General features: G+C 38.6%; 12 protein-coding genes. 11 read left to right on the top strand and 1 reads right to left on the bottom strand.

What is annotated here, in order from left to right; genetic code table 11:
- Positions 1-13: 13 nt before the first annotated feature.
- From FERPE_RS06290 to recG, 8 genes are read left to right on the top strand one after another with little or no spacing between them, the layout of a single operon-like run.
- The gene (locus FERPE_RS06290) at positions 14-2,107 is read left to right on the top strand and encodes a coiled-coil domain-containing protein (protein WP_014451803.1); all 2,094 of its coding nucleotides are present in this window, start codon (positions 14-16) and stop codon (positions 2,105-2,107) included.
- Positions 2,108-2,153: 46 nt separating this feature from the next.
- Entirely contained in the window at positions 2,154-3,119 is a 966-nt protein-coding gene (gene trmB, locus FERPE_RS06285; protein ID WP_014451802.1) for a tRNA (guanosine(46)-N7)-methyltransferase TrmB, read from the top strand.
- A gap of 39 nt (positions 3,120-3,158) precedes the next feature.
- The gene (locus FERPE_RS06280; RefSeq protein ID WP_014451801.1) at positions 3,159-4,154 is read left to right on the top strand and encodes an NAD(P)H-dependent glycerol-3-phosphate dehydrogenase; all 996 of its coding nucleotides are present in this window, start codon (positions 3,159-3,161) and stop codon (positions 4,152-4,154) included.
- Complete coding sequence (gene mazG / locus FERPE_RS06275) at positions 4,124-4,909, top strand: nucleoside triphosphate pyrophosphohydrolase (RefSeq protein WP_014451800.1); 786 nt, start codon at positions 4,124-4,126, stop codon at positions 4,907-4,909. Before FERPE_RS06280 ends, mazG begins: the two co-directional genes overlap by 31 nt.
- Positions 4,906-5,613 carry a 23S rRNA (guanosine(2251)-2'-O)-methyltransferase RlmB gene (gene rlmB, locus FERPE_RS06270; RefSeq protein ID WP_014451799.1) on the top strand — a complete coding sequence of 236 codons (708 nt, stop codon included), beginning with the start codon at positions 4,906-4,908 and terminating at the stop codon, positions 5,611-5,613. The genes mazG and rlmB overlap by 4 nt, the downstream gene beginning before the upstream one ends.
- A 43-nt stretch (positions 5,614-5,656) precedes the next feature.
- Complete coding sequence (locus FERPE_RS06265) at positions 5,657-6,181, top strand: hypothetical protein (protein ID WP_014451798.1); 525 nt, start codon at positions 5,657-5,659, stop codon at positions 6,179-6,181.
- A gap of 57 nt (positions 6,182-6,238) precedes the next feature.
- Positions 6,239-7,378, top strand: coding sequence for a THUMP domain-containing class I SAM-dependent RNA methyltransferase (locus tag FERPE_RS06260; RefSeq protein ID WP_014451797.1), 1,140 nt, complete (start codon positions 6,239-6,241; stop codon positions 7,376-7,378).
- Between the two features lie 24 nt (positions 7,379-7,402).
- Positions 7,403-9,739, top strand: a complete 2,337-nt coding sequence (gene recG / locus FERPE_RS06255) for an ATP-dependent DNA helicase RecG (RefSeq protein ID WP_014451796.1) — start codon at positions 7,403-7,405, stop codon at positions 9,737-9,739.
- 57 nt (positions 9,740-9,796) lie between these two features.
- Here recG and FERPE_RS10625 read toward each other — a convergent pair whose 3' ends face one another.
- Complete coding sequence (locus FERPE_RS10625; RefSeq protein WP_011993230.1) at positions 9,797-10,747, bottom strand: DDE-type integrase/transposase/recombinase; 951 nt, start codon at positions 10,745-10,747, stop codon at positions 9,797-9,799.
- A 127-nt stretch (positions 10,748-10,874) separates the two neighbouring features.
- Between FERPE_RS10625 and gcvH the strand changes: the two genes are divergently transcribed.
- From gcvH to pyk, 3 genes are all read left to right on the top strand, one after another.
- The gene (gene gcvH / locus FERPE_RS06245) at positions 10,875-11,228 is read left to right on the top strand and encodes a glycine cleavage system protein GcvH (protein ID WP_014451795.1); all 354 of its coding nucleotides are present in this window, start codon (positions 10,875-10,877) and stop codon (positions 11,226-11,228) included.
- 21 nt (positions 11,229-11,249) lie between these two features.
- Positions 11,250-11,687 carry a hypothetical protein gene (locus tag FERPE_RS06240; protein ID WP_014451794.1) on the top strand — a complete coding sequence of 146 codons (438 nt, stop codon included), beginning with the start codon at positions 11,250-11,252 and terminating at the stop codon, positions 11,685-11,687.
- 148 nt (positions 11,688-11,835) lie between these two features.
- Positions 11,836-13,251: a pyruvate kinase gene (gene pyk, locus FERPE_RS06235; RefSeq protein WP_014451793.1), complete on the top strand. Its 1,416-nt coding sequence runs from the start codon at positions 11,836-11,838 to the stop codon at positions 13,249-13,251.
- Positions 13,252-13,378 lie beyond the last annotated feature (127 nt).

The following is a 13,378-nucleotide window of genomic DNA, read 5'->3' as shown; positions in this document are numbered from 1 at the left end:
GGGGTGAACTGGTGTGGAGAAAAGAAACTCAGATTTTGGCGATGCTTTTGAAAGGAATTCAGATTCGGTTGAACGATTTATAAGGTTTTTGATATCAAATAATGAAATTTCCCTTGCGAGAAACATATTGGAGGCACTTGGTAAGAAATACAACCATTTGTTATTTGAATTGGAAGTAAAGGCTGGGAATTATGCAAGAGCTGTTGAGATATTCAATTTCATGCCAAAAGAACGACAAGAGCTTTATATACATATCGTTGAAAACATAGAAAAAGACGTCAGCAAAGTTTCAGAAGCACTTGAGAAGATTCTCAAAGAGTTTAATGAGGAGAACTATCCAATAGTTATCGCTGAAGTTCAGAGAATAAAGAAGGAGTTTCCTCAAGTTATAGAAATCATCGCTATGGAACTTTTAACAGCGTTAAAGCGTGGGGATAAAAAGAAAATACAACTATTGTCTGAAATACTCAGCCAGCTTGATAAAACACACCCTGTTCTCACCCAAGTTAAGAAACAAAAATCATTGGGCACGTTCCTTTTTCCTACGTTGACTTTGGTCATCTTCATAGTGGTTTTGGTAAACTTAGTTGTGTCCTTTATGAACTTCACCAAATCTGGAACTTTGCAACTTGGAAAATTGGAAAAGAGTATGTCCAATCTTCAAGGAAAAATAGAAGGGTATACAAACGACATTACTAAAAAATACGAGGAACTGTCAAAGACTTTGGAAGTTGTGAAAACCAGCCTTGATTATATAAACAAAAAGCTTGAAAATCCAACGCAAGTCTCGAACAATGATTTACCAAAAGCATTATCAGATCAGCTGTCTCTGATAAACGAAAAATTATCTGGCGTTGAGAGAGAAATATCCCAAGTTGCTGAGAGCTTGAACAAAGGAGTTTCGACTGGTAATTCCGGTTCGCAGACCACAATTGTAAAGTACGATGACACAGCTTTGAAAGAGCTTAGTATGCAGGTAAGGACGCTAAAAGAAAGGATAGCGTCTCTTGAAGGAAAATTAGAGGGTTTGAAAACAACATCGTCGGCAAAATCTGCCTCTTTGTCTTCTTCTAATGATTTTGAAAGAATATATTCTGAACTTGCTATTGTTAAAACGCGTTTAGGTAGGATAGAAGATAGCGTGATGGAACTTGTGAAAGCAAAACTTGACGAAAGTATGAAAAACATTATGGCAAGGTTGGGTGAAATTTCTTCTCAGATTACTCAGCTTAGTTCCCAATCGGCAGATTCATCAAAAACCACAAATGACCAGGGGAGCTTTATTCTGTCACTGGATGCAATTCAAAAACGTTTGGAAACACTGTCGCAGTCTATAAGCATTCTTTATTCAGAAGTTTTGCAAATTAAAGAACAGACTGGAACTGCTAAGGAGCAGAGCAGTCAAGCCAGCGGAGACCTTACAGAAAAAATCTTGGAATTTGAACAAAAGTTTGATAAGCTTTCGCTGATGATAGAAAAGTTATCGGAAGAGATTTCTAGCAAAGAAACAGTGGCGAAGTCTAGAGAACAAAGTGTTTTGGACAATGATGTAAAAAAAGATCTTGAAGTACTAAAATCAAATGTCTCAAAAATATTAGAGATATTGTCCTCTACTCAAAAGAATTCTGAGTCTTCAGTTTTAAATGAGAATGAAACCTCTGTTGTTTCTTCAGGACTATCCAGCTCAAAGGAAACCATAAAAACTCTTGAACAAGGTTCTGTGACTTTATTGGAACTTACATATGCTTCGACAAATTCTACTTCACAAAATCAGCAGGTTGTCGAGCAAAAGACTGTAAATTCGTCTCAGCAAAACGAAGTTGTTGAACAAATTCTTAAGCAAACGAAAGACTTAAGAGAGTTATTCTTGATAGGTCTGAGATTCTACGTGGAAGGACAATATGGAAATGCTGTAGCGATTTTCTCTTACATAGAACCGCTTATAGAAAACTTAGATGTTTACTTTAAAGAAGACATGTACTACTACGAAATCCTTAGTTATATCGAATTAGGTCAAAAAGAGCAAGCAGCAAAGAAGTACGAAGTTTATAAGAAATTATATCCGTCAGGACAGTATATAAGAGAATTAAGTGCTTATTTCAAGTGATATGAATAGTTAATCAAGAAAAGTAAAACAGACGAGGTGTAAATGTATGAAGGACTTGGAAAAATACGGTGTCTTTTCCAAAGAAGTGCGTCCCGCTTTATTTGATTACTTACCTATAGATTGGTCCACCGTCTTTGGCAACAACAATGGTATTATCGTTGAAATCGGTTTCGGGAGTGGTGAATATCTTCAGTCTTATGCAATAAAGCATCCTGAAAAGAATTTTGTCGGGTTCGAGGTTTCAATAACTTCTATGAAAAAGGCTCATAAGAGAGTGGAGAGTCTTGAGAACGTTAGATTAGTAATAACCGATGCGAGGTTTGGACTCAGGGAATTTTTCGGACCAAAGAGTGTTGAAAAAGTGATAATGAACTTTCCAATTCCCTGGGACAAGAAATCCCACGAAAGAAGGCGAGTTATCGTTCCAGAGTTTTTTGAAACACTTTCGAACGTGCTTGTCGACGGTGGTACTTTTGAGCTTGCAACAGATGTTGAATGGTATGCGAAACAGACAATGGAAACAGCAAAGGAAATGGGATTCGAAGTTGTCGAATTTTTGGAGAATCCAGACAGAGAAATAAAGACGCGTTACGAGCAAAAATGGATAAAGTATGGCAGAAATATCTATTCGCTTGTGATAAGAAAGGTTAAGCATATAGAGATTGAAAGGCTGATAGGAGGTAGGCACGAAATGCCTCATGCTAGGAGCGTCGTTGCTGAAGAGAAACTGCCGTTGCTTCACAATAAAGTATTCAAAGAAGGTAAGAAAGTAGTGGTTGTCAAAGGTGTTTACAAATCAACAGGGAATGATGCTTACTTAATAAAAGTAATTTCATCGGATGGCGAGTTCCAACAACACTATTATTTGGTGGCTTACCCAGAAGAACCTGGAAGCAAAGAATGGATAATCAAGCTTGATAGTGCTTCGAACCCCTATAGAACACCAGCTGTTAAATGGTCTGTATCGGTTTTGGCGGATTTTCTTTCATCAGAAGAAGAACAAGGTAAATAACTTTCCGTATTCTTAATATTTGATTCGAGGTGTTCTTGTATGCGCTATTTCATTCTTGGTGCTGGTAGTTGGGGATGTACGATTGCTCAAATGCTGAAAGACAATGGACATGAGGTTTTGCTTTGGGCACATAGCGAAGAACATGCAAACTTATTGAATAAAAGAAAGAAAATGCCACATCTTCCAGATGTGGACTTGAATGTGCCGGTAACCGCTGATATTTCTGTCGGTAAGAACTATGATGCCTTAATTATCGCAGTACCTGTCCAGTTTGTAAGGAGCGTGCTGGAGAAAATTGATTATGATGTTAGTATCGTACTTAATTTGTCCAAGGGTATAGAAATAGCGACTGGTAAGAGGGTATCGGAGATAGTTCACGAAACCTTAGGATGTAAATACGCGGTTTTATCGGGTCCTTCTCACGCTGAGGAGGTAGCGCTTAAGTTACCAACAGCTGTCGTTGTGGCGGGAGAAATGGCTTCGGAATTCCAAAGGGAATTTTCGAATGATTACTTCAGAGTGTATGTTCACGATGATGTTGTCGGTGTAGAACTGGCAGGAGCTCTCAAGAATGTCATAGCGATAGCTGCAGGTATCGTTGATGGACTTGGTGGATGGGATAACGCAAAAGCCGCTTTAATCACGCGTGGATTATATGAGATTGCAAGGTTTTCTATAGAATTTGGAGCTAATCCTCTCACTTTTATGGGACTTGCAGGGATAGGTGATTTGATAGTCACGTGTGGAAGTAAACACAGCCGAAACAGACGTTATGGGGAGATGGTTGCAAAAGGGTATGACCCCGTCTATCTATTGGAAGCAAGTAAAGAAATAGTGGAAGGGGCGTTTACCTGTAAAGCAGTTGTAGAAAATTACGGAAATAAGCATGACCTCCCCATAATCAAAGAAGTTTATGAAGTAATTTACAATAGAAAATCTCCGATTGATTCGATAAAATCATTGATGAGCAGGTCCCTGAAGCTGGAAATGGAGGAAGTAAGAAGATGGTTGGAAAAGAGTTCGAAAAACTCGTAGAAATTATGGCAACACTGCGAGGAGAAAACGGATGTGAGTGGGATAAAGCACAAACGCATGAAAGCTTGAAGCCATATTTGATAGAAGAAGCGTACGAAGTGCTTAACGCTATTGATAATAACGACGATGAAGAACTTAAAGAAGAACTTGGTGACGTACTTTTGCAAGTGGTTTTTCATTCCCAAATTGCCGCAGAGCGGGGAGCATTTACAATTGAAGATGTTATAAAGACGCTTTCCGACAAGCTAGTGAGACGCCATCCGCATGTGTTTGGTAATGCACAAGGGTATTCGTATGCGCGTTGGGAGGAAATAAAAGCAAAGGAAAAGGGTCAGAAAAAACGCTCGAGTATTGGGGATGTGAACCATGCTTTGCCTGGTCTTTCATTAGCTCGTAGAGTCCAAGAGAACGCTGCTGGTGTAGGTTTTGACTGGACAGAAATTGAAGATGTATGGCACAAAGTTGAGGAAGAAGTAAAAGAACTGAAAAACGCAAAAAACGAGGAAGAAATAGAAGAAGAAATGGGAGACTTACTTTTTGCAATCGTAAACTTAGCAAGGTTTTTAAACGTGGACCCAGAAAGCGCGATTAGAAAAGCTACAGAGAAATTCATCGCAAGGTTTGAAAAAATGGAGAAGGAGATTGAGAAAGATGGAAAGAAACTGGAGAACATGACCGTTGAAGAGATGGATGAATACTGGAATAAAGTGAAATCGCAGGAATATAAAAAAGTTGAGGAAGTGAATGAAAAATGATAGTCTATGGTAGAAATGTGCTCAAAGAGCTTTTTCAAAGTAAGCAGCCGATAAAGATGGTTTACTTTTCCGAAAGTGGTGATAGAGAATTAGAAAGTCTCATAGAAGAAGTTAAAAAAAGAAAGATACCGTATTCAGTGGCTCCAAAAAATGTTTTGAAGAGGTTGTGTGGTGAAGAAAAGAACCAAGGTGTAGTGATTGATATCGGTGAATTTGAGTATGCAGATGAAAACGATTTGCCAGAAAACCCGTTTCTTGTTTTGCTTGACCAGGTCCAAGACCCACAAAACCTCGGCGCTATTGTTCGAACCTGTGTTGCAGCTGGCGTAGATATGGTTGTATTAACCAAAGACAACAGTGCGCATGTTACACCAGGAGCGGTTAAAGCCTCTGCTGGTACAGTCTTTAGGGTACCGATAGCTATAACCGTAAACCTTTCTAGATACATCGAAAAAATCAAGGAAAGAGGCGTTTGGGTATATGGAGCAGACATGAGAGGTAAACCTATATGGCAAGCGGACTTAAAAAGGCCCCTAGCCCTCGTTTTTGGTAACGAAGGTAGTGGGATACGACAACTTGTTAAACAATCGTGTGATGAGTTGGTTTCAGTACCCATGAAAACTTCCATTGACTCACTCAATGTGTCTGTTAGTGCTGGTATCATCATATATGAAGTGCTTAGACGAGAGATGATGAACACTTAGTTTTGATTAATTTTGAATTTTTGAATTAGAGAGATGGTGAATAATGATTATCATCTCGGGAAGTTCTTTAGTAACAAGTGAGTATGATGTGGACATACTAATCACTACGAATCTAAATGGGTATAAATTTGATGTTCCTTACACATTCTATTTTGATGGGAACAAGGTCTACATTTATCAATATGCGTTACATAAACACACCGTTGATAAAAAGGTTGATGTGAAGTTTGATAATACGGTCTTTCGTATTTTGATTGGCACAGAGATAGGGATTATTGAAAACTACGTTAAGAATCCTCCCAATCTTTTCATATGTTTTGAGCGGACAAGCTATCCTTCAAAATTTTTCTATAGAAAAGCGCAGATGTGGATTGGTGCTCAAGTTTCGAAAACGAACGTCTTCGGACATATTATCTATAACAATGTTGTCAATCGTATGCTCTTTTCTGTTAACGTAGATGAGGGTGTAGTATTTGAAGGAACTGGAGTCGTAGTCCTCGATGACAGTTTGATTTTCTCAAATAAAAAGAAAGGAACATTTGAAAGCCATGATAGGCCGGGTGGATAATAATAGCGATAGTTCGGACATAAGAAAAAGAAAAAAATTCAAGAGTTGGAGGTTCTCATGAGTATCGGTGCAGATAACAATAGTAGTGGACTTTTTGACATTGTTGCTTTCTGTTCTTCGGGGTTGGAAGGTGCGGTGGCATTAGAACTTAAAAAATTTGGATACAAGGTCTATTATTCCTCCTCCGGGAGGATATTTTTTAAAGCAAGGTTGGAAGACTTGCCTTTTTTGAACATGTATATGAAAACAGCAGATAGAATATCGATATTGATAAAAAAATTCAAAGCAGAAACGTTCGATGAGCTTTTTGATAATGTGAAATATTCAAATTTGAAGGAAATTGTTCAAAAGAACGCAAGGATTGTTATAGACAAACTGAAGATAACAAATTCAAAACTCAGTGCAACTGGGGCGGTTGCTTCTGTTTTAAAAAAGGCAATTGTTGAAAGCTTAGGTGGAACTGACGAAAGTGGTCCTGTCTACAGTTTCATCCTCGTATTGAAGGATGACGAGGCATACTTATTGCTCGATACTTCTGGAGATGCATTATCAAAGCGTGGTTATCGTTTAAAGACAAGTAAAGCGCCACTTAGAGAGACAATAGCCGCAGCAATTATTACGCTTTCAAGATTGGATTTGAATACTAACAATGAAAGTCCAGCCCTTTTTGACCCTTTCTGTGGCAGTGGTACAATTCCCATAGAGGCGAGTACTATAAATTTGCCGAATGTAAATAAGAAGTATATCTCTGAGAACTGGATGATTTTAAAAGAAGAATGGAGAAAATCAAAGAAAGAAGCTTTAAAAGACCTTCAGAATCTTTCTGAAAAACCTTCTCGGAAAATTATCAAAGGAAGTGATATCGATTGCCAAGTTATACAAATTGCTCAAGAAAACTTAAGAATAGCTTCCAAAATCTTTCAGACAACCTTACCGGTTGAATTTTCGTGCTTGGACTTTAGAGATTTGCCTGTATTCACCGAAAAAGCTTGGGTAATTTCCAATCTCCCGTATGGTCAAAGGTTAGATGATGGTAAGGTAATTAGGGATATAAAGATTTTGAGAGAAAAGTTTCCGAATGCGAATTTTTATCTGCTACATCCTGACAAGGATTTTGAGAAAATTTTTGGAAGGGCTACTAAAAAGATAAGGTTCCAAAATAGCGGTCTTTGGACGTACCTTTTTATGTACTATTAAAGACCTCAAAAAGAGGGTGTAAGTATGTTGCTCATCGAAGAATTTCTTGATAATTGCTATGAAATATCAAGAGAAATAAGTGAAGAAGCCCTAAACGCTCTCATCGAATATATTGAGGACAACTACGAAAGGATAGATGATCCTCTTCTTTCTGACGTTGAAATACAGGTTAAGCTCGAAGAATTTAGAAACTACATAATCGAGGCAAAAAAACTTCCAACACATCGTGCACTAAAAAGACTTTCCCATGTTCGAGGAATGGTTGAGCGTTTTAAATACAATTTTCTGACATACTCCGTTACTTGTGAGTCGTCGGAGTTTGCTAAGTCGTTGGATGTTCCTATAAAATATGCAAAAGGTGTAGGACCTGCAAGGGAAAAACTACTTAGAAAACTTGGAATTCAGACTATAGGAGATTTGATAAGTTTCTTTCCGAGGGATTACGAAGACAGAAGAAAAGTTATACCACTGATGTACGTTCGAGAAAATGAAAAAATTACGACTAAGGGAATTTTGAAGAGCGTAGAAAAAACCAAAAAAGGTGACTTGATAATTGTTAGCGCACTTTTGCAAGACGGGATAAACCAGGTTATTTTGAAGTGGTTCAACCAAGAATTTAAAGAAATGGAACTTAAACAACTAGTAGGTAGAGAGGTTTATGTAACTGGGAGTGTTAAAAGAGGTTTTTTTGGAGCGATGGAGATACAAAACCCTGAGATTTCGTTAAGTGATTCTCCGGAAAGAACAATATTGCCTATATATCCTCTAACTGAAAACCTAACACAGAGGACTATCAGAAAAATTATTGCAGACAACTTGCCTAGCATATGTAATTTGAGAGATTTGATACCGAAAGAAATACTTGAAGAAAGAAGACTTATCGATGTCTGGAAAGCCTATACCGGGATGCATTTTCCGAAGAGTTCTTTCCATTACAAGATATCTCGAAAGCGTCTGGCATATGAGGAACTTCTTCTGTTTCAAACAGCATTATATCTGTCCAAGCGGAATGTCAAACAAGTTGGAGGAATTCCTAAGAGCTTTTCCGGTAGGCTTGCTGAGGAATTCATATCAAAGTTACCGTTTAAACTTACGAACGCACAAAAGAGGGCACATGCAGAAATTCGCGAAGATATGCGAAGTCCGGACCCGATGAACAGATTACTTCAAGGAGATGTGGGTAGCGGTAAGACGCTAGTTGCTGAACTTGCGATAATAGACAACTACGAGGCAGGTTATCAAAGTGCGTTTATGGTTCCCACTTCTATTCTTGCTATCCAACATTTTCAAAAACTCTTTAATCATTTGACAGAACTTGGTATCAGGGTTGCGTTGCTCATTGGTTCAACTTCTCAAAGGGAAAAAGAAAAGATAAAGTTTGCTCTAAGAAACGGGGATTTGGATGTTGTAGTTGGTACTCATGCGCTAATTCAGGAAGATGTTCACTTTGCAAACCTTGGTCTTGTGATAATTGATGAGCAACACAGATTCGGTGTAAAGCAAAGGGAAGAACTAATATCGAAAGGAAAGGTCGTCGATACACTCATCATGACTGCGACACCTATCCCAAGGACACTTTCTCTAACACTCTACGGAGACTTGGATGTGTCTGTTATTGATGAAATGCCTCCAGGTAGGAAGGAAATCAAAACGTTTACATTGAGGCACACACGAGCAAAAGAAGTCTACAAATTCGTTAGAGAGCAGGTCCTTGAGAATGGAGACCAAGCTTACATAGTTTACCCCTTGATTGAACAATCGGAAGCAATCAACGCGAAAGCGGCGGAGGATATGTACCGTACATTAAGCAAGGAAGCGTTTCCCGATATTCCCATGGGCTTGCTCCACGGACGGATGTCTGACGAAGAAAAAAGCGATGTAATGAGTAAATTTGTAAGAGGAGAAATCAAGATATTGGTCTCAACATCTGTTATAGAAGTTGGGGTGGATGTACCTAACGCAACGATAATGGTCATTGAGAATGCTGAAAGATTCGGGCTTGCGCAGTTGCACCAACTAAGAGGAAGAGTAGGAAGGGGCGAAAAACAAAGTTATTGTTTCCTCATAGTGAGTGAAGCAGGCGAGGAGGCGTGGGACAGATTACAATTCTTCGCAAGTACGAACGATGGGTTCAAGATATCAGAATACGACTTAAGATTGCGAGGACCAGGTGAATTCTTTGGAACACGCCAGCATGGGCTTCCTGAGTTTAAAGTGGCAGATATTATCTCAGATACAGAACTCATGTTAATAGCACGAGAAGATGCTAAGCGCATAGTTGAAAATTATCCAGATAGTGAGATAATAAGAGAGGTATATAGGATTTATGGAGAGCGAATCAGGTTTTTGGATGTTGGATAACTTTACAAGGTGTGCTATAATTAATTAGCAAATAAATTCACAATAAAGCTGATAGTGTTAACTTGTAGTGATGAAAGAGTGTAATTGTGAAAGAATGCGATTGATATTGCCATTGTGCGTTTTCCAAAGATTCTTCACTACACAAAATCCTTGAATATATTTCGCTAAGTTCTTCGTATTCTTCAGCCCTCGCTTGAGTCGGAAAAAGTCTTTCAACAATGAAAACTTAGATTCACATTGATTGTTTTTACCGAGCGGTACCACTACGTGATTGATATTTCTGAACAACAGCTTTACTGCACTTTCATATGCACCAAGTCCATCAGTAATAAGTTCAATGTTTCTAGGTTTTGAATTACCAAAGAACTTCTCGAGCAATACTTTGACTTGTCCCATATCACGATACTTTGAGACATGCCAACAAAGAATTAAGTTAGTTTCGTGATCAACTAATAGCCAAACATAGTACTTTTGTTCTTTGAACACAAGAACAGTTTCATCAGCATGAACTGAGAAAACATTTTCGATGGTAAATGTTGGAAAAAGTACAGAGAATAAAGTACACAATTTAATAACCCATTTGTATATGGTGACATGAGATACTTTGATATTAAGAGAATGAGCAAGAGAGCGATAAGACATATTGTGTTTCATATACAAAACAAAAGCCTTTAAGACGAAAAAGATAGGGAAGCGGAAATATTTAAATTTCTCAGGAATAAGGGTGACTGGTTCGGGGAGGTTAAAAGGTACTCTATCTTTGGTACGACAAGCTCTACAACGGAAGACAACGAAAGAGCGACGGACTTTGTAAATTTGCATAGATTTACCACAAGAAGTGCATTTGGGATAAGGGAAAGGGAAGTTTTTGCGTTTTTGAGAATGGGAGAGTTTGAAAGAATGATGGCAGAGTTTGCAAAGGAATTGTTGGTTACCGTATTTGTCATGACCGTTTTTGTATAAGCTGGTGGAACCGCATTTTGGACAAGAGAGCGTTGAGTTGTTCATATCGGGATACCTCCTTTGTCGAGAGTTGGTTGGGGGGTGTCCCCTCTTTATAAGGATAATGCAGTTTTTGGAAAGTTTCAATACTTTTAGTTAACATTATCATAAAGCTCAAGGGAGGTATGATGGGATGAAAAAGTACACAAAAACTCATGAATGGATCGACACTGAAACAGGAAAAGTAGGAGTTTCAAACTATGCACAAGAACAACTTGGAGACATTGTTTACGTAGAACTTCCTGCTGTTGGCAAGGAAGTTAAAAAGGGAGAAAGAATAGTATCGCTTGAGAGCGTCAAAGCAGCTGGCGATGTATATGCACCAGTCAGTGGTAAGATAGTAGCAGTCAACGATAAGGTAAACGCCACGCCAGAATTGATAAACCAAGACCCAGAGGGTGAAGGTTGGCTTGTTCAAATAGAAATGTCGAATCCTGCGGAACTTGACGAGCTTTTGACGGAAGATGAATACAAAGCCACATTGTAAGGTCATAAGGATGTGGTTTGAATGACGAATGTGAATGCGTATTCTGTTTTGATGTTCATAGCAAACATAGTTTTAGCAGTGCCTATATTGCTTGCGGTAATACAGCAGGCAAAGGCGTCTATGAACATTGCAAACGTTGTTTCAGGAGTTTACATACTTATCTCTGTTGGTTTCTTCTCAGAAGATTTCAAGCTCTTCTTCTCAAAGTTAGGACTCTCTATATCCCCGGTAGCATACGTTATTCTGGCTATTTTTACTTTCCTCATTGCCAAGGATTTTGGTGAGCTGAGGGTTAGACAAGGTATGAGAAAAGCAGTCTTAATGAGTGTGGTAATGATTGCCCTAAACGTTGTTGACTTTTTCTGGGTGAAGAGTGCAGCTCTTATACCACTTTTCTCAATCACATGGGCTTACGTTGTGGTTCTTATCGTTGGTATAATGAAATGGAACATTGAATAATAACCCATATAAAAGAAATTGGTAGAAAAGCCCGTGACAGCAATAAGTCGCGGGCTTTTTTCTTTTGGTTTTGTGGTATAATATGAAAAAGGCGATACTTGAAAAATATAAAGCTTTCTCAAGCAAAAAGAAGATTGGAGGTGTAAGGGTGAGAAAAACAAAGATTGTTGCGACTATTGGACCTGCGAGCGAATCGGAAGAAAATATTGTTAAACTCTTGGAATGTGGGGTTAAAGTCTTCAGGTTGAATTCATCGCACGAGACAATAGAGGTTCACAGAGAAAGGATTGAAAGGCTAAAGAGGGTGAGAGAAAAAGGGTATCAATTTGCCATACTCTTAGACTTAGCTGGTCCAAAGATAAGAACGGGAATGTTTGAAACAGATTACATAACACTCGAGGATGGAAAAGAAGTAGAAATTGTATGTGGCGAAGAATTTGTTGGTAATTCACAACGCTTTTGGATAAACTACGATAAACTCTACGAGGAAATCAAACCTGGTGAAAGGATATTAATTAATGATGGAGCAGTTTCTTTAACAGTTAAGGACATCGATAAGTCCAGAAAAGCTATAATATGCGTAATTGACCGCGGTGGAACGATAACACACAAAAGAGGTGTCAACCTTCCAGGTGTCGACATCTCTATACCATCTATTACAGACCGGGACAAAGAATTTATTAGACTTGGAAATGAGGAAAGGATAGATTACTTTGCACTTTCATTTGTTAGGAAAGCAAAAGATGTTGAAGATGCGAAAAGACTAACGGACATCCCTATAGTAGCGAAGATAGAGACCGCACAAGCTTTAAATAATCTTGAAGAGATTGTAATTAAGGCGGATGCTGTGATGGTTGCACGAGGAGACCTTGGAGTCGAAATTCCCATAGCCCAGGTTCCAATTGCTCAGAAGCGGATAATAGAAGTTGCGAATCTTTATAAAAAACCCGTGATTACCGCAACCCAAATGCTTGAAAGTATGATAAATAGCGCAACTCCGACCAGAGCTGAAGTAACTGATATATCGAACGCCATTTTAGATGGAACGGATGCCGTAATGCTTTCCGCAGAGACTTCAATTGGTAAGTATCCATGCGAAGCTGTACGGGTTATGGATGAAGTGGCAAAGAACACTGAATCCTTTATGGAAGAGTACGAAACATTTAGACTTGACTGGTTAAAAGAGTATTCGTCGAGTTTGGATCTCCCAAGTGCGATTTCTTACGCAGCGACTAATCTTGCCAAAAACATCGACGCGAAGCTCATAATAACCGCGACGGGAACAGGAGCGACTGCTATCCATGTCTCTAAATACAAACCATCGATACCCATAATGGCTGCAACAAATTCCTATGAAACGTTCTGTAGGTTATCGTTAGTTTGGGGCGTGGTTCCTGTAATGCTTGAAAAGAGTTTAACAACGGATGAGATGATAGAGGAGGTTACGAAAAAAGCCAAAGAATTAGGATTTGTCCAGCCTGGTGATAAAGTTGTCATTGTTGCTGGTATTCCTTGGGGTAAACCTGGAACAACAAATACGGTCCAAGTCCAAGAAATCAGATAAAATTAACCTAAGCTACAAAAAATCCTACTTGAATTTGCAAAGAGAATTGGTATAATATACCACGTAGTGGTCCCTACTGTAGTGTGGCTTAATTGATATAGTAATTAAAATCAAAATAAAGGAGGAA

This window comes from Fervidobacterium pennivorans DSM 9078 (assembly GCF_000235405.2).
In the GTDB taxonomy this organism is placed as follows: domain Bacteria; phylum Thermotogota; class Thermotogae; order Thermotogales; family Fervidobacteriaceae; genus Fervidobacterium; species Fervidobacterium pennivorans.
Note: the sequence above shows the minus strand (reverse complement) of the source record. Positions and strands in the feature narration are given on the sequence as shown.